Source organism: Nonlabens tegetincola (assembly GCF_002117085.1).
Classification (GTDB): Bacteria; Bacteroidota; Bacteroidia; order Flavobacteriales; family Flavobacteriaceae; genus Nonlabens; species Nonlabens tegetincola.
Genome location: NZ_CP019342.1, coordinates 1,101,913 through 1,119,756, shown reverse-complemented (window position 1 = coordinate 1,119,756; position 17,844 = coordinate 1,101,913). Strand labels below are relative to the sequence as shown.

18 protein-coding genes are annotated in these 17,844 nt (G+C 36.6%); 9 read left to right on the top strand and 9 right to left on the bottom strand.

Going from position 1 to position 17,844, the window contains the following annotated elements:
- Positions 1–32: 32 nt before the first annotated feature.
- The 8 genes from serB to BST91_RS05280 form a co-directional block, all read right to left on the bottom strand.
- Positions 33–1,259: a phosphoserine phosphatase SerB gene (serB, locus tag BST91_RS05315; RefSeq protein ID WP_085774731.1), complete on the bottom strand. Its 1,227-nt coding sequence runs from the start codon at positions 1,257–1,259 to the stop codon at positions 33–35.
- 26 nt (positions 1,260–1,285) lie between these two features.
- Positions 1,286–1,771: an ABC transporter ATPase gene (locus tag BST91_RS05310; RefSeq protein WP_085774730.1), complete on the bottom strand. Its 486-nt coding sequence runs from the start codon at positions 1,769–1,771 to the stop codon at positions 1,286–1,288.
- Position 1,772: 1 nt separating this feature from the next.
- A complete protein-coding gene (locus BST91_RS05305) occupies positions 1,773–1,970 on the bottom strand; it encodes a hypothetical protein (protein ID WP_060522463.1) in 198 nt (65 codons plus the stop codon).
- A gap of 9 nt (positions 1,971–1,979) precedes the next feature.
- Positions 1,980–2,594: a hypothetical protein gene (locus BST91_RS05300; RefSeq protein WP_085774729.1), complete on the bottom strand. Its 615-nt coding sequence runs from the start codon at positions 2,592–2,594 to the stop codon at positions 1,980–1,982.
- Between the two features lies 1 nt (position 2,595).
- A complete protein-coding gene (locus BST91_RS05295; RefSeq protein ID WP_042280229.1) occupies positions 2,596–3,387 on the bottom strand; it encodes a (Fe-S)-binding protein in 792 nt (263 codons plus the stop codon).
- Between the two features lie 66 nt (positions 3,388–3,453).
- The gene (locus BST91_RS05290; protein ID WP_085774728.1) at positions 3,454–4,794 is read right to left on the bottom strand and encodes a (Fe-S)-binding protein; all 1,341 of its coding nucleotides are present in this window, start codon (positions 4,792–4,794) and stop codon (positions 3,454–3,456) included.
- A 6-nt stretch (positions 4,795–4,800) separates the two neighbouring features.
- Complete coding sequence (locus BST91_RS05285; protein ID WP_085774727.1) at positions 4,801–5,754, bottom strand: MlaD family protein; 954 nt, start codon at positions 5,752–5,754, stop codon at positions 4,801–4,803.
- A gap of 70 nt (positions 5,755–5,824) precedes the next feature.
- On the bottom strand, positions 5,825–6,898 hold the full coding sequence (locus BST91_RS05280; RefSeq protein WP_085774726.1) for an N-acetylmuramoyl-L-alanine amidase: 1,074 nt from the start codon (positions 6,896–6,898) through the stop codon (positions 5,825–5,827).
- 219 nt (positions 6,899–7,117) lie between these two features.
- Between BST91_RS05280 and BST91_RS05275 the strand changes: the two genes are divergently transcribed.
- Positions 7,118–9,889 (top strand): putative LPS assembly protein LptD, encoded by a 2,772-nt coding sequence (locus BST91_RS05275; RefSeq protein ID WP_169709759.1) that lies wholly within the window; start codon positions 7,118–7,120, stop codon positions 9,887–9,889.
- Positions 9,890–9,898: 9 nt separating this feature from the next.
- Here BST91_RS05275 and ung read toward each other — a convergent pair whose 3' ends face one another.
- Positions 9,899–10,564: a uracil-DNA glycosylase gene (gene ung, locus BST91_RS05270; protein WP_085775678.1), complete on the bottom strand. Its 666-nt coding sequence runs from the start codon at positions 10,562–10,564 to the stop codon at positions 9,899–9,901.
- A 180-nt stretch (positions 10,565–10,744) separates the two neighbouring features.
- On the opposite strand from ung, the gene udk reads away from it, so the two are divergent.
- The 8 genes from udk to BST91_RS05230 all read left to right on the top strand — a co-directional run bounded on the left by udk (position 10,745) and on the right by BST91_RS05230 (position 17,841).
- On the top strand, positions 10,745–11,353 hold the full coding sequence (gene udk / locus BST91_RS05265; RefSeq protein WP_042280226.1) for a uridine kinase: 609 nt from the start codon (positions 10,745–10,747) through the stop codon (positions 11,351–11,353).
- Between the two features lie 19 nt (positions 11,354–11,372).
- Positions 11,373–11,708: an FtsB family cell division protein gene (locus BST91_RS05260; protein WP_042280225.1), complete on the top strand. Its 336-nt coding sequence runs from the start codon at positions 11,373–11,375 to the stop codon at positions 11,706–11,708.
- The gene (locus BST91_RS05255) at positions 11,701–13,065 is read left to right on the top strand and encodes a methylmalonyl-CoA mutase subunit beta (RefSeq protein WP_085774725.1); all 1,365 of its coding nucleotides are present in this window, start codon (positions 11,701–11,703) and stop codon (positions 13,063–13,065) included. Before BST91_RS05260 ends, BST91_RS05255 begins: the two co-directional genes overlap by 8 nt.
- 39 nt (positions 13,066–13,104) lie before the next feature.
- The gene (gene scpA / locus BST91_RS05250) at positions 13,105–15,240 is read left to right on the top strand and encodes a methylmalonyl-CoA mutase (RefSeq protein WP_085775677.1); all 2,136 of its coding nucleotides are present in this window, start codon (positions 13,105–13,107) and stop codon (positions 15,238–15,240) included.
- A 416-nt stretch (positions 15,241–15,656) separates the two neighbouring features.
- Positions 15,657–15,929, top strand: a complete 273-nt coding sequence (locus BST91_RS05245) for a hypothetical protein (protein WP_157546898.1) — start codon at positions 15,657–15,659, stop codon at positions 15,927–15,929.
- Between the two features lie 126 nt (positions 15,930–16,055).
- Positions 16,056–16,715 carry a hypothetical protein gene (locus tag BST91_RS05240; protein WP_157546897.1) on the top strand — a complete coding sequence of 220 codons (660 nt, stop codon included), beginning with the start codon at positions 16,056–16,058 and terminating at the stop codon, positions 16,713–16,715.
- Between the two features lie 112 nt (positions 16,716–16,827).
- The gene (locus BST91_RS05235; RefSeq protein WP_085774722.1) at positions 16,828–17,253 is read left to right on the top strand and encodes a hypothetical protein; all 426 of its coding nucleotides are present in this window, start codon (positions 16,828–16,830) and stop codon (positions 17,251–17,253) included.
- A gap of 210 nt (positions 17,254–17,463) precedes the next feature.
- Entirely contained in the window at positions 17,464–17,841 is a 378-nt protein-coding gene (locus BST91_RS05230) for a nuclear transport factor 2 family protein (protein ID WP_085774721.1), read from the top strand.
- Positions 17,842–17,844: the final 3 nt, after the last annotated feature.

Genomic DNA, 17,844 nt, shown 5'->3' with positions numbered 1-17,844 from the left:
AGTTCTGTGGTTTTTAAACCGTTTTTTAACGATTACGGATTCATCAAATCAATATGTCTATCGTGAAATCCTAGAAAGTATAAAACTCCATCCAGGCCTATACTGTTTATAGCGCTTTGAGCATCTTCTTGAACTTTGGGTTTTGCATGAAAGGCAATTCCTAGACCAGCAAGATTAAGCATGGGTAAATCATTAGCACCATCACCTACTGCGATGGTTTGTGCAATGTCAATTCCCTCTTTTTGAGCTATTTCTTTAAGATATTCGGCTTTTTTAGAACCGTCTACTATCTCGCCTATATAATTCCCGGTGAGTTCACCATTTTTAATTTCTAATTGATTGGCATAGACATAATCCATGCCTAGCTCTTCTTTCAAATAGTTTCCAAAATAGGTAAAACCGCCTGAAAGGATGGCCGTTTTGTAACCATAACTGCGCAAGGTCTCAATGAGTCTTCTGGCACCTTTTGTTATAGGTAATTGCTGCGCCACTTCATTTAGAGTACTCTCTTTTAAACCTTTTAAAAGCTTCATTCGTTTTTTAAAACTTTCTGAAAAATCAAGTTCTCCACGCATGGCACTTTCTGTAATAGCTCTTACTTCATCTCCTACTCCTGCGAGATCGGCAAGTTCATCAATAACCTCAGTCTGTATGAGTGTAGAATCCATATCAAAACAAACCAATCTTCGGTTGCGCCTGAACATGTTGTCTTCTTGAAAAGCTATATCAAGATCCATTTGTTCTGAGATTTTCATAAAACTCTCAGTCAATTGTTCCTTATTCTCAATTTTCCCTCTTATTGAAAGTTGTATCGATGCACGCTTGTACTCATCTTGATGAATTAATGAAGTACGACCGGTCAATCTTTTTATTGAATCGATATTCAATCCATTTATTGATATGACATCTGTCACAGCGCTTATTTGTTGTGCAGTAAGCTGTTCTCCTAATAGCGTAATGATATAACGATCTTTCCCTTGAAGATTTACCCAGTTTTCATAATCTTCATTGGATATTGGTGAAAACTTTACCTGAATATCTAATTCATAAGATTTAAAAAGTAGGTCTTTTAAAACGCCAGCAGATTTTTCTCCTGCGGGAATTTGAAAAAGAATACCCAATGAAAGGGTTTCATGAATATTGGCCTGACCAATGTCTAGAATTTTTGCACCATAATCCGACAAAGCACCGGTGAGAGCTGCTGTAAGTCCTGGTTTATCTTGTCCAGAAATATTAAGTAAAAAAATATCATGTGACATGGCAGTAGTTGGTAAATGGATTTTTGTTACTTGAAAAATCTGGCATGCCAGCTCTCGCTAGCAGGAACTTCCCAATGTTCACGGTATTCTCCTACATTTTGTACCAAATTATTAAACACGATAGTCTTAGCAGATACACTACGATCCTTAGCCATTTTTTTAAAAGCAGCAAGATCTTTGTGAGCAAGATATTGTCCAGTTTTAAATGTAACGTTCATTTTATCCATAAGGTCAATACCAAACTCTTTTTCTATGGATTGAATAAAATGAACCGATGCGTCTATAGAACAACCGGTAGCACCTGCCTTTGACTCGTCTAATCCTAATACGATAAAACGATTATAGGGATAATCTACACCAGCATTCAATTCTTTGCCATGAGCGGTCCATTGATTAAGAAAAGCATTCATTTGTGGTTTAAGAGTTTCAAGCTCTTCATCAGAAAATGGTCTATCTGCCTGGTAAATCCAAACTCTGGCATCATCAGGTAATTGATTGAACTCTACTAGCATTTTACTTTCTTTTACGGTAATTATAATAAGTAACGGCAAACATAATTGCCATCCCTAAAATTAAATCAATGATGAATTTAATGAAACTAAATGGGCGTTCTTCCATATAAATATAGAAGGCGCTCATTATCAAGGCATACACGCTTCCACCTATAAAAGCACTTATAAGTACTTTTCCATAAGGTAATTTGTTGGACATACTTATTCTTTAAATACCTTGCACCATTTCAAGTACGTTCATATCGCGATATTCTTGAATACGACCGTCGTAGATAGTTGCCTCGTAAATAGTGAACTGGTATTTTTTACCATCAGTTGCTGCGTCGTATAACAGGTGATAATTTTCTACAGTAGATAGCCATAGGATTTTAACAATATTCCCATTACTTTCTCTCACAGTAATTACAGGAATCATATCGCTTGAGATACTTACAACAGTTCCTACAACAACACCTGATTCACTATGGTCTTCCTCTTCATCCATAGACTCTATTGCCATGGTTGTAAAAAGCTCTGCAGCTTTAGGACAATTTGCCATAAGCACTATGGCCATTTCTTCACCTATTGCTTCACCATTTTGTTCATTTATATCTAGTCCTTTAGATTTAAAAAGCCTGTAGTTTTTCATCACCACATTAACTACGGTTTTTTCAAAATAGGCTTCTGCTTCACCTGGACCTTGTTCACTAGCGTTAATGTCATCTTTAGTTAGTTGCTCACAAACCTTGTCGGCTAAGGTATTGATACCTTCTTCATTAAACTGCTGTGCTTGACTAGTAATTACTAGTAATAGAAATAAAATGGTAGATATTAGGTGTTTCATGTTATAGATCTTCTGCGTTTGCGATTAATTCTGCGACATCAAGCACTTCTACCTTACCTTCCTTTTCTGCTGCCTTAATACCATCAGTCATCATCGTGTTACAAAATGGACATCCTGCAGCGATAATTTCGGCACCGGTTTCTAGAGCTTCCTCAGTACGTTCAATGTTTATGTCTTTGTTACCAGGTTCCGGCTCCTTAAACATTTGAGCACCACCAGCACCACAACACAATCCATTACGTTTACTGCGCTTCATTTCTAGTAATGCTGCATCCAGTTTTTCTAATAATTCTCTAGGAGCTTCATATTCATCATTTGCTCTACCTAGATAACACGGATCATGATAGGTTATTTTTTTTCCTTTAAACTTTCCACCTTCAATTTTTAAACGACTTTCTGCTATTAATGATTTTAAAAATTGGGTGTGATGTACCACTTCATAATTTCCACCTAGTTCTGGATATTCGTTTTTTAACGTATTAAAACAGTGTGGACAAGCCGTTACTATTTTTTTGATTTCATAACCATTAAGAACTTCAATATTCATCATGGCTTGCATTTGAAATAAAAACTCGTTTCCTGCTCGTTTAGCGGGATCACCGGTACAGCTTTCTTCTGCACCTAAAACGGCAAATTCTACGCCTGCTTTATTCAATAATTTTACAAACGCTTTGGTTATTTTTTTTGCTCTATCGTCAAAACTACCACTACAACCTACCCAAAACAACACTTCTGGTTGCTTTCCTTGTGCTAAAAACTCTGCTGCTGTAGGGACTTTTAATGCTTCGCTCATTGTATATTTTGTTTGATGATTACGCTTTCGCGAAAGCGTAATTTAAATCACTTATTCTATTTCTTTTTACTCGTTTGCCCAGTTTAATCGATCCATTTGATTGTAAGGCCACGGCGCACCGTTGTTTTCAATATTACCCATTGTAATATTAAGCTCATTAGGCGCTGCACTATTTTCAAGAACTAAATACCTGCGCATTTCCATAATGATACTAAGTGGATCAATCCCAATAGGACAAGCTTCTACACAGGCATTACAGGTAGTACAAGCCCAAAGTTCTTCGGTTGTGATGTGGTCATTCAGTAAGGTTTTACCATCGTCCTTCCACTCACCTTCTTTATTAATCACCGCTCCTACTTCCTCTAAACGATCACGAGTTTTCATCATGATGGCTCTAGGGCTTAATTTTTTACCAGTAATATTTGCAGGACACTCACTCGTACAACGACCACACTCCGTACATGTGTAGGCATTTAATAATTGAACTTGATTAAGGTCAAAGATATCTTGAGCTCCTAAACTTTCTGGTTCTCCTTCTTCTGCTGATGGGTCTGGAGCAGCAAACGGATCTGCGTTAGGATCCATCATTAGTTTTACTTCCTTAGTTACGGCATCCATATTAGTGAACTTACCTTGTGGAGTAAGCTTTGTCAGGTAGACATTAGGAAATGCTAGTAATATGTGCAGGTGCTTAGACCAGTATAAATAATTAAGGAATATCAGTATACCAACTATATGCAGCCACCATGCAGCTCTTTCAACGATAATAAGGGTACTATCGGCCATGCCTTCAAATAAAGGAACTATAAAACCACTTATTGGGAAGGATCCATATATTTCTCCTGCGTGTGCATATCCTTCAACTCCTCTTGTTTGTAGAATGAAATCTGTCGCATTCATGGTGAGGAACAAACTCATAAGAACAACCTCAAAATATAAGATGTAGTTTGCATCATTTTTAGGCCATCCTTTTAATTCTCCCATCATGAAGCGTTTAATGTTCATTACATTACGGCGTAACCAAAAAATGACAACCGATACTAGAACTAAAAAGGCAAGTATTTCAAACGTGAAAATTAAAAAGTCATAGAAGCCACCAAGGAATGGAGCAAAAATTCTATGTGATCCTGTCAAACCATCAACTATAATTTCAAGTACTTCAATGTTGATGATAACAAAACCTATATAGACAACCACATGTAGAAAACCAGATACAGGTCTACGTACCATTTTTGATTGTCCAAACGCTATACGCAGCATCTGCGCCATGCGTTCCTTTTTATTATCAGATCGATCAACTTCTCGACCTAATTTAATGTTGCGTATCATACGCTTGATGTTTCTAGCGAATAAACCTACTGCGGCCACTAGAATAAGGGCAAAAACAATGATGGAAAGTATCTTCATAGTGCTTTATCTGTCTCGATTTTCTGGTTCTTCATATTCTCCTGGTTTCTTTCCAAACACAGAAAAATGAACATAACGTTTAGGGTTTAATTTAATATCTTGTAATAATTCTTCGGCTTGTCTAGTTGCCTTTTCTAAATTCACATATAGTTTGTCGTCGGTCATAAGTTTTCCTAAACTTCCTTCACCGTTTGAAACCTGATCAAGCAAATTATTGAATTTACCTACCGATGTTTCTAAACTTTTAATGGTACCAGCTAGTTCAATTTGTGCCAATGAATCTGACATAATTGCAAAATTACTACTTGTTTTGTCGAGATTTTTAATGGTCCTATCTATCGCCTCTTTATTATCTCCTAGAATTTGATTGGTATTACGACTTATCCCTTTAAACTCTCTAAGTACGTCTTCAATTTCGGCAAGGCTGTTTGTGATTGATGTTCTTGCATCTTTATTTAAGGTCTTGTGTAAATCACTCATCACCGAATCTGACGTGGTAATCAAATGTTCAATCTTGTCCTTAAGAGGCAGGAACTCATCCATTACCTTTCCCTGTAGTCCTTCATCAATCTTAGATGATAAGGTGTCGCCATCTTTGGCGATAGGTCCGTCCGACGAAAAATTTGGAACGATAGCAAGTGCTTTTCCTCCTATTAAACCAGTGCTATATACACTCGCTGTACTTTCTTTTGAAAAGTTAAATGAGCCGTCCACATGAAAACTTACTAACAATCTTCCACTTGAATCTAGGAACTGAATATCGTCAATATTTCCTACTCGTAGCCCATTTATAGTAACAGGAGCCGACTTTGTAAGGCCTTCTACATTGTCATAAACCGCATAAAAATTACGATCGTCTTGTAATAAATTACGACCTTTAAGATATTGATATCCAAATATAAACAATGCGATTGAGGCAACAGTAAGAATACCTACCTTAACTTCTTTAGAAACTTTCATCTTTACAGATTTTCACAAATGTAAAGATAATAAGCTCTATGTAGTATACAACTATATTAACAACGAGTTATCACAAGCGACTGCGCTCGCCATTTTCATACTTAACTATAAAGGCAGATTTATATCCTAGCTTAACCGCTTTCTTCTGTAAATCTTGTGCTTTTTTAAGATCATTAAAACTACCTGTAAAATATCTGTAGATGGCTCCTTCTTGTTCTCTAGATATGGCTGGTAACTTTTTAAAATTGTATGACTTTGCCTCTATTTTGTTTTTACTAGCTGCTATTTGAACCTTATAAATAGTATTGTTAGATTCAACTGTTTCACTTAAATCCGTAATGTCTTCTATTACAAAATCATTGAGACTGCGATTTGCTTTGTATTTAATGACTGCATCATAAATGGCGTGTGCCACCTTTTTTTGACCTGTCGAACTACTTAAAAATTTACGTTCCTCAGCATTGGTAATAAAACCTGTTTCTATAAGAACACTAGGCATGTAGGATAATCTTAACACTGCAAATCCAGCTTGTTTTACACCGCGGTTTTTTCGTTTTAAATCTGCTTCAAAATTTGATTGAACCTTGGACGCCATCTCAATACTATTGTCCAAGTATTCTTCTTGCACAATTAGATTGCTGGCAAAACTTGCAGGATCATTAGGATCAAAACCGGCATATTTTTCTTCATAATCTTCCTCCAGTAGAATTACTGCGTTTTCTCGTTTTACAACCTCTAGATTATCGGCATTACGATGTAATCCCAATACCCAGGTTTCATTCCCTTTGGCACTGCGAGACGCTGCTGCATTACAGTGAACTGATATAAAAAGGTCTGCCTTGGCTTTATTAGCAATATCTGCTCTTTGGTATAATTCTAAAAACTTATCAGTTGTACGTGTATAAACGATTTCAATATCCGTATGGTCCTCTAATTCTTTACCCAAATATTTCACCACCTTTAGGGCAATATCCTTTTCACGTACGCTAGAAACTAATTTACCTGGATCCTTACCACCATGACCAGCATCTAATACTACGGTAAACTTTTTTGCCGGCTTTGTGATGGTGGAATCCACAGGTTCATTACCTGCGTGCAGCTGTAAAGAACCTAGAAATAGCAATAGAGCAATATATATCTTCATAAAATCGAATTCGTTTTCCTTATTAACGTACTTGTTATTTGCTTTATACAATTGTTATACCATTTTATAACGGTAAGCTGGCTCATAGGTACGCTTTCGCGAAAGCGTAATAACCAAACTTTCTTGTACTTCTACCAACTTCCTGTAATTCAATAGGATCTATCCTGCGGTATACATCCCTGTAATTAATTCATCTACCTACAAAATTTATACGTAGTTTTGGCGTTTCAAAAACAAGACTATTCTGTAACGAAATTACTAATAAGAAGATTGTACCATCCATTGAGGACACTTTTATTTTTCACCGTCTTTTTAACAGCTTTAAATTACAGCTGGAGCCAGGAATTACCTAGCTCCAATACGCCTATTCCAATAAAGGAAGAACCAAAACCTGAAGAAGAAAAGGAACTTAAGGTTAATGCAGAAGACCTTATTAAACCACAAGACAGTACTAAACAAGATAGTACTGCAACTGAAAAGAAACCATTTTTAGAATATAAATTAGTTTCAAAAGCTAATAGAAAGCGTATCGATAGACGTAATAATATTATTACATTATATGAAAATGCCATTATTGAATATGGTGATACCAAGCTTGAAGCTGGTAAAATAGTGATTGATAATAATACAGGTGATGTATTTGCTTACGGGATTGTAAATGACAGTACACAAGCCTATGAACAAAAACCTGTCTTTACTCAAGGAACTAATGTCGTAGAACCAGATAGCATCATTTTTAATAAGGATTCTAAAAAAGCACTTACCTATAATTCAAGGACTACACAAGGCGAGTTTAATGTATTTGCAGAGACTACTAAAAAAGTGAACGATTCTGTTTTTTACATGAAGCGTGCTCGTTTTACTACTTCTTCAAATCCTGATAATCCAGAATACTACTTTCTTGCTCAAAAGATCAAATTTGTTCCTAAAAAGAAAATTGTAACAGGACTTGTCAATATGTGGATTGCCGATGTTCCTACTCCTATAGGTTTACCATTTGCTTATTTCCCAATGACTGAGGAACGTAAAAGTGGAGTAATCGTTCCCAGCTTTGGTAACAATGTAAATCAGGGTTACTTTTTACAAAACGGTGGTTATTATTTTGCTATTAATGATTATGTGGATCTTACGGTATTAGGTGATTATTTTACTAATGGTAGTTATGGTTTTCGGGTAGAGAGCTCTTATGCCAAAAGATACAGCTTCAATGGTAATTTTAGATTTTCATACGAAAATCAAGTACAAAGTGAGCGCGGATTTTCAGACTTTAGAAAATCGACTATTTATAACATTAACTGGCAACACAGTCAGGATCCAAAGGCAAATCCAGACTCTAGATTTAGTGCTAGTGTAAACCTAGGTAGTTCTAGATTTTATAGCAATAGCTTTAACCAAATTAATCAAGCGGCTACCTTAAACAACAATTTTAGTAGTTCGATTAATTACTCTAAAACCTTTCAAGGAGAACCTCAGGTTAATTTTAATATAGGTGTTACCCATTCACAGTTAGTACAAACTGGTGAGGTTACCATGAACCTGCCTAATTTTCAAGGAAGCGTTTCTCGAGTTTTCCCATTTGCTCCTAAATTCGGTGCAAAGAAAGGGATTATCGAGAACATCAATCTACAGTATAACGTACGTGCTGAAAACCGAATCACTACTACTGACGAGGATTTTCTATCTGATAGAATGTTTGAAGGTGCGCAAAGCGGTATTCGACACACAATTCCAGTCGCTACTAACTTTAAGGTAGGTCCTTTTAGTGTTTCGGCAAATGCCAATTACGAAGAAACTTGGGTATTTCAAACCACTAAAACCACTGCGGTGATTAACGATCAAGGTCTAGCCACTACTGAAATTGATACGCTATCTGGTTTTGATTCGTATCGTACATACAGGTATGGTGCTAGTGTAGGTACTACTATATATGGTTTGTGGGAAAACAGTAATAAAAAGGGAAAGTATCAGGCTATACGTCACACGATAAGACCTAATATTTCGTATTCGGCAAATCCTAGTTTTGATCAATATTACGATCGTGTTCTGACTGAAAGCGGTCAAGATATTTTTCCTGAGGAACGTTTTGCGAGCCGATTTGACCGTACCCTATTTGGCGCACCAGGACGCAACTTCTCTAGTTCCATAGGAATAGGTGTTCAAAATAATTTAGAGGCTAAGGTACGAGAACAAGATACCACAAAAACAGAACCTAGAAAGGTGCAACTTATTAAAAGTTTGAATTTTCAAACAGCCTATAACCTCGCTGGTGATAGTTTGCAGTGGAGTCCCATTAATATGAGTGCAGTAATTCCTATTACTAAAAAGATTGACTTAAACTTAAATGCTAATCTAGATCCGTATGCTCTAGACGCTAACAATCGTCGTGTAGATGAGTTTAATATCAATAACGGTGGTAGCTTGTTTAGATTAACCAACGCTGGCGCTCGATTAAACTTTACCTTGAGTGACAAGGACTTTACTCGCAGTGAGGACGATGAAGAAGATGATCTTGGTGATGAAAAAGTAGAAAATAGATCTTTATCTCAAGGTGGTCGCGAGGACGACCTCTTCGGAAAACCACTGGATTATGCTGAAAACTATAAAAACAAAAAGCAAGATCCAGAAGAAGTGAATGTTGATGAAAAACGTTATCGTTTTAAAATTCCATGGCGTCTTAATATTGCTTATACGATGACGTATAATAATGCGGCAAGACAAAATGAAATCAACCGTCAATCTTTAATGGTGAGTGGTGATGTGGAATTGTCACCGCGCTGGTCTGTAGGAGGAAACACAGGTTATGATTTTGCAAATAATGGTATTTCATTCACAACACTACGATTCAATAGAGATCTAGAAAGTTTCAGAATGAGTTTTAACTGGACACCTATTGGTCCTAATCAATCTTGGTTTTTCTTTATTGGTATTAAGGCAAGCGCGCTTAGTGATATTAAATGGGATCAACGTCGTCAACCAGATCCTCAATTTTAAGTAAGTCTTTTAAAAATCAATAGGTTCTTTCATTTGCTCTCGTAAATACTGATTGCATTTTGAAAAATGACGGTTTCCAAACCAATAACCTCTGTTAGCACTCAATGGACTAGGATGTCCACTTTCTAGAATAAGGTGTTTCTTTTTATCAATCCATTTAGCTTTCTTTTTAGCATAGCCACCCCAAAGCATAAATACCACTCCTTCTCTTTCATCAGCTATTTTTTTAATTATAGCATCTGTGAATCGTTCCCAGCCTATTTTTTGATGACTACCTGCTTGTCCAGCTCTTACTGTGAGTACGGCATTTAAGAGTAGAACACCTTGATCTGCCCATCGTTCTAAATTACCCGATTTGGGATAAGGCTTTTGTAAATCGGTAGTTATTTCTTTAAAAATATTAATCAAGCTAGGCGGATGTGCAATACCATCAGCTACAGAAAAGCATAAACCATTAGCTTGCCCTGGTCCGTGGTAAGGATCCTGACCTATAATAACGACTTTAACCTCTTCAAACGGAGTACGATCTAGCGCTGCAAATATTTTGCTTCCTGGTGGATAGCACGTGTGTTCCTCGTATTCTTTTTTCACGTAATCAGTAAGTTCCTCAAAATATGGCGCATCAATTTCCTCGCGCAGCATTTCCTTCCAACTAGGATCTAATTTAATAGACATAAAAAACGGCTTTAGGCTAAAATAAATCGCTTTATCGGTTCTTAAAAAATTCGCCTTCATTTCTTATGAACAATTCCAAAAGAACGAATCAGAAAACTGTCAATAGTTTTTATCAAAGCACGTGTAAATTAACGTGGTCGTCACCTAACAAAATCCTATTTTTGCAAAAACAAAATCAACATGCTAATAATAGGCGTAGCAGGAGGAACAGGTAGCGGTAAAACCACTGTTGTACAACAAATGGTCCATGAATTCCCAGAGAATGAGGTTACTGTCATCTCACAAGACAGTTATTACAAGGACACTAGTCATTTGAGTTATGAAGAACGAGTAAAAATCAATTTTGATCATCCAGAAAGTATTGATTTTGATTTATTGGAAAAGCACATCAAACAACTACGTAAAGGAATTACGATTGACCAGCCTATTTATTCCTTTGTAGATCACAATCGTACGGGCGAGACTGTTCCTACAGCTCCTAGCCAAGTTATAATTGTAGAAGGTATTCTTATCCTTACAATGCCTAAAATACGCAAGCTGTTTGATATCAAGGTTTATATAGACTGTGACAGTGACGAGCGATTAATTCGCAGGTTAAAACGAGATATTGTAGATCGAGGCCGCGATATGAACGAGGTGCTAGAACGTTATCAAAACACCTTAAAACCTATGCACCAACAATTTATTGAACCTACAAAGGCCTATGCCGATGTGATCATACCTACCAATCGTTTTAATAAAGTAGGTGTTAAAATTTTACGCACTATTATTGATCAAAAAATTGCGTAATTGCTTATTTTAGTGAGGTATGAATTGGAAATCCATCAAAAAGAATAAATACTACCAGTTTTTTAGCAACAAATATGTGCTTATAAGCTTGTTTTTTATTGTGTGGATTCTATTTCTAGATGCCAATGCCTGGTTTACCTCTCATTATGAAATCGATAAGCAAATTGCAGAGAAAGAGCAAAATGCTGCCTTTTTTAGAAAAGGTATCAAACGCGACAGTGCACGCATCAGTCAATTAAGTACGCAAAAAGGTCTAGAAAAATTTGCTAGAGAACGCTACTTAATGAAAAAACAAAACGAAGAAGTTTTTATCATAGAACATCCAGACTCTGTTAAACAAAAAGAGAATGAGTAAATTATTTGAAGAATTTTCACCGGTTACCGCCAAGGAATGGAAACAAAAAATACATGTAGATCTTAAAGGTGCCGACTATAACGAGACCTTAATCACGCATACTGCCGAAGGTATCGATATCAAACCTTTTTATCACAGTGATGACGCCACTCCTATTCAAGTACCTACTCGTGCTACGCAAACAGGCAGCTGGTACATTTCCCAATCTATTTATGCAGGTGATGCTGCTGTAGCCAATGAAAAGGCTAAGGACGCTTTGTCTCGAGGTGCCGAAGGAGTACTTTTTATTATACCTAACAACTCAATCGATATAGAAGTGTTGTTTAAGGATTTACCAAGTGTAGGTATTCAAGTGCATCCACAGTTTTTGGACCTTGGGTTTTTAGAAAAATTGCAACAAGCACAACCTAAATGCTATGTTCATTTGGATATTATCAATCAATTGGCTAGTGACGGTAATTGGTATGAAAACTTAAAACCCGATCATGAAAAATGGTTGGCCTTTCTTTTACAACATCCAGGTTATTTTTCAAATATTACTGTAAATACTAGTTTGTATCAACAAGCAGGTGCTTCTGCCGTGCAGGAATTGGCTTACTATATGGCTCATTTAAATGAGTATTTGAATCACCTAGAACAGTATGATATGATATCCGCTTTCGCGAAAGCGGAAAAAAGAATCAACATCGATACCGCGATAGGCAGCGATTACTTCATGAACATTGCCAAATACCGCGCTTATCGATTAGTTACCAAGTCTTTAGGTAAAGCCTATGGACTGGAGTTAGAAGCGTACATCACCGCATCGCCTAGCCTGCGTAACAAATCCTTATTAGACTATAACGTAAACATGCTGCGCACCACAACCGAGTGTATGAGTGCTGTATTAGGTGGCTGCGATACGATCTATAACCTACCGTACGACGCCTTTTTCAATAAAGAAAATGAATTTGGAACACGTATAGCGCGCAATCAGTTATTAGTACTTAAAGACGAAGCTTACTTTGATAAAATTCACAATGCTGCCGATGGCGCTTATTTTATAGAAGACCTTACCAAACAACTAGCCGAAAAAGCCAATGACTTGTTTAAGGAAATAGAAAAAGCCGGCGGATTTGTACAAGCCTTGTTTGACGGTACGGTGCAGCGCAAACTCAAAGAAAGTGATGCCAAAGAACGCGAGGCTTTAGAAACAGGGCAAAGAGTTCTTGTAGGCGTAAATAAATACCCTAATCAGGATCAAGGAATGCAAGAGGAATACGAGCTGTATCCTTATGTAAAAACCAAACCTAGAAAAACACTCATCGCTCCTATCGTCCCTAAACGACTGGCAGAAGATTTTGAGAAACAAGCCTAATTGAAAACTGGAGTAAAAGCCTACTTACAGCACACACAAATGAAGAGAAAAGACCTTTCACAATTAGAAATAGATTTTAACGACGGCTCAAAAAAAGTGGCAAGCGCTGCGAGTTTTGACACTGCCGAAGGTATAGCCATAAAAACTAATTATTCACCCGATGATATTGATGATGTTGAACATCGTGATTTTGTAGCAGGAATAGCACCCAACTTGCGTGGTCCCTACTCTACCATGTATGTAAGAAGACCGTGGACAGTGCGTCAATACGCAGGGTTTTCTAGTGCGACAGAATCTAATGCCTTTTATAGACGTAACCTCGCTGCTGGACAAAAAGGATTATCTGTAGCCTTTGACCTGGCAACACACCGTGGTTATGATAGTGATCACGATCGTGTAGTAGGTGATGTAGGTAAGGCTGGTGTTGCCATTGATAGTGTTGAGGATATGAAAGTCCTTTTTGATGGTATACCTTTAGATAAAATGTCGGTTTCCATGACCATGAATGGCGCTGTGTTACCGATTATGGCCTTTTATATTGTGGCCGCTATGGAACAAGGCGTGGATCAAAAAGACCTAGCCGGAACCATTCAAAATGATATTTTAAAGGAGTTTATGGTGCGTAATACGTACATCTATCCGCCTACTCCTAGTATGAAAATCATCTCAGATATTTTTGAATACACCAGTAAAAACATGCCTAAATTTAATTCGATATCCATATCGGGTTATCACATGTATGAAGCTGGTGCTACTAGTGACCTAGAGCTAGCTTATACCCTATCAGATGGATTAGAATATGTGCGCAAGGGACTAGCCGCTGGACTGGATATAGATTCCTTTGCTCCTAGATTGTCCTTTTTCTGGGCGATTGGAATGAATCACTTTATGGAAATCGCCAAAATGCGTGCAGCTCGCATGCTTTGGGCCAAAATGATCAAACAATTTGAACCTAAAAATGCCAAATCACTTGCACTGCGCACGCACTGTCAGACTAGTGGTTGGTCACTTACTGAGCAAGATCCATTTAACAATGTAGCTCGTACTACGATTGAAGCTGCAGCAGCGGCCTTTGGTGGGACACAAAGTTTGCACACTAATGCACTGGATGAAGCCATTGCCTTGCCTACCGATTTTAGCGCACGTATAGCTCGTAATACCCAGTTGTTTTTACAAGAAGAAACAGGCATTACTAAAACGGTAGATCCTTGGGCTGGATCCTACTACGTAGAAAAACTCACGCACGAGATCGCTCACAAGGCTTGGCAACTTATTGAAGAAGTTGAAGAATTAGGCGGAATGACCAAAGCTATTGAGGCTGGTATTCCTAAAATGAGAATTGAAGAAGCCGCTGCAAGAAAACAAGCCCGTATTGATTCGGGTATTGATACTATTGTAGGAGTAAATAAATACCCTAGTCCCGACGAGGACTTAATCGATACACTCGAGGTTGATAATACCGCGGTGCGTAATGAACAAATAGAACGACTGTCGCAAATACGTGCTAATCGTGACGAGGCTGCAGTACAAAACGCCTTACAAGCACTTACTCAAGCTGCTAAAACGGGTGATCACAATTTATTGGAGCTTGCAGTACAAGCTGCAAAACATCGCGCTACCTTGGGTGAGATTTCTGATGCGCTAGAGAAAGAATTTGGCCGTTATCGAGCACAGATCAAGAGTGTACAAGGCGTTTATAAAAAAGAGATTATGAATGATCACGCTTTCGCGAAAGCGCAACAACTAGCAGACCAATTTGCACAAGAAGAAGGCCGTCGACCGCGTATTATGATTGCCAAAATGGGTCAAGACGGTCACGATCGTGGCGCCAAAGTAGTCGCTACAGGATATGCTGATGTAGGTTTTGACGTGGATATAGGACCACTGTTTCAAACACCAGCTGAGGCTGCTAAACAAGCTGTAGAAAACGATGTTCACGTACTAGGTGTGTCATCCCTTGCTGCTGGTCACAAAACGCTTGTACCGCAAGTGATGGAAGAACTTAAAAAGTACGGTCGTGATGACATCATGATTATTGTAGGTGGTGTGATCCCTAGAAAGGACTATCAGTTCTTGTTTGATGCTGGTGTGGCGGCAGTTTTTGGACCTGGAACCAAAATAAGCGATGCTGCGATTGATATCCTTAACCTACTATTGGGTAATCACCCAGAATAAAAAGGAATTTGTATAGGTGTTTTTTTACATCTATGAATGATGAAAGAGCCGTTTTTAATAAACGGCTCTTTTTTTTTAAACTGTTTTAGTTATTGTTAAGAGAACGATTGTTTTCAACTGATTGTTTATAAGTGTTTTGCAAGAATGAAATTAGATAAAAGGAAGATTCTATGAACAAGAGGCTAGCAAGGCTGATTGTTGAAATCCTTGTCAAAAAATACCCGTTTTGGGGTATTTTTATTTAACCAAAGTGTTATAAATTTGAGCTACCTAACAATAACCAACCTTCATGCCCTACACCACAAACTTGTTTTTGAACTTGTATATGTACTTGCAATTGTATAACGGTTGCACCTTTTAAATGTAATTGTCTAAACAGTATCCAGAACCGTAGGAACTGAAGTAATCAAATAAAAATGAAAAGAAAAATTATTGCCTTTGGCTTATTTGCGCTAATGTTAATTTCCTTGGATTCCTGTGATAGCGATACTTGCGACTCAGGTTATACCGAAATAGAAAACAACGGCGAGACTATATGCATACCTGACTATTTAGTAGGTATTGAAACAAAAGAAGGAATGGGTACTACATTTTACCACAGCAAAGAAGGAGTGATAGAATACAAAAATGGTATTTGGACTAATTATCTGGGAAAAGACATCACTGAAGTTATTGAGAAAACAAAATAACTGAGATAACAAGGACTACAATAAAGTTAAGACACACTATAGAATTCAAAGTGTATTCTATTATTCTTCCTTTATTGTGAGAACATCAATACCATTAAAATAAATTATCTTGATAAAATGCAATCAATGAACAGAATACAAGAAATAAACGATATTTTATTAAACAAAATAGAATATCAGGCTGAATTAAAAGCGACCCACAATCAACTTGAAGAACTTGATTCAATCATTTCAGGATCTAGATTTACTAGATGGTTTGGAACTAGTTATTTATTTATTAAAAGAACCTTATTCTTATTACTAGGCATAGGAATATTAATAATTGGATTATTACTAGTAGTAAATCCTGAAGTCCTATTACAAGATGAGCAGTTTAAAAAGGAATTGATAGATTCTGTCAAAAGTGAGTATGCTGAAATGGCTGGATTCACAATGAAAAATTCAGTTTATCTAATGGCTCAAGAAAACTCTCAATTTACATTTGAGCAGTTTATTCAAAATCTTAATAAATCATTTGAAATAACCATAGAGAAGGAATTGATTTATACAATTATCGGTTTTGGAGTCATATTTATAATCGTAGCATTAGTTTTCTTCTACATCAGTAGATTAACAAACAAAATGCGCAAGCGTAATTCCAAAATTTCAAAGGCTGAATCATTAACGCAAGAAATTATAAAGCATTATCAAAAAACAATTGAAAGAAATGAACAAGAACTAATTCAACTTAAGAATTATCAACAACATTTAACAAATCCGAATCCACAACAATCAACAACGGTATAGACAATGATGTTATTCACATTTACTCTTTATACTCAAAGTTGTTTACTAGACCTCATCCTATCAAGTCAACTACTTAATCACAAAACAAATCAATAATAACTTTTCAAAGGCTATGAAAATATTACTTACTTTAATCTTACTCTTATTTTTTGGGATTTATAACGTCTTTGCTCAAAGTATTTATAAGGTAAACCTCGGTAATTGTAACACTCAAAGATTTGCATTGGAAAGTGTGGATAAAATTGCTGAAATAGAAAATCAGGAATTAATAAAATCGGTCGCCAAATTAATTACCCCTGAACAAAGAAAAAAAATCCGAGGTATATTAAAACTTCAAATTATTGTATACAAAGAAGGAAACTCTTGTTTATTAAGCTATGAAAACGAGACTAATATAAACTCTTTAGAATTAGATTTTGATAAGTTTAAAGATTTCATAGATTCAAATTTAGAATGGAAAAACGGTAAACAAAATGTCGCTGCTTTAATAGAGATCAAGTTCAAAAGAAAAAAATTGAAATTTCTCGATTTGGAATGAACGGAACTCTAGGTTGGCATCAATTAAAATAGTCATTTCTTCTGTAATTGGTTATTCACAGAAGGCATTATTGTTTTGTATTACGCTTTCGCAATAGCGATATGAAACATCACTTCGCTCCTACTTTTTCATTGAGATGTCGAGTTAGACAGATACAATTGCCAGATGCTAGGTGTTGTACTTTGCTTATCTTTAGATTTAATTATTACTATGGATATTGAGAAAAATAAAGAAAACGCTATCGCTTTTTATAAAATGGCTTATCTAGGGAATCCGAGTAAAGCTGTGGAACTTTATGTAGGCGATACTTACATACAGCACAATCCACATGTGGTTGATGGTACCCAAGGTTTTATTGAATATTTTGAAAGAATGCAACGAGAGTATCCTAATAAAACTATTGAATTTGTACGTTGTATAGGTCAGCATGATCTGGTTGCCTTACATACGCATCAAGTATGGCCTGGAAATGATGAGTACGTAACCATGGATTTTTTCCGGTTTGATAAGGATGGTAAGATTTGTGAACACTGGGATGCTATCCAACAAATACCAGATCAATTGGCCCATTCAAATACGATGTATTAATTG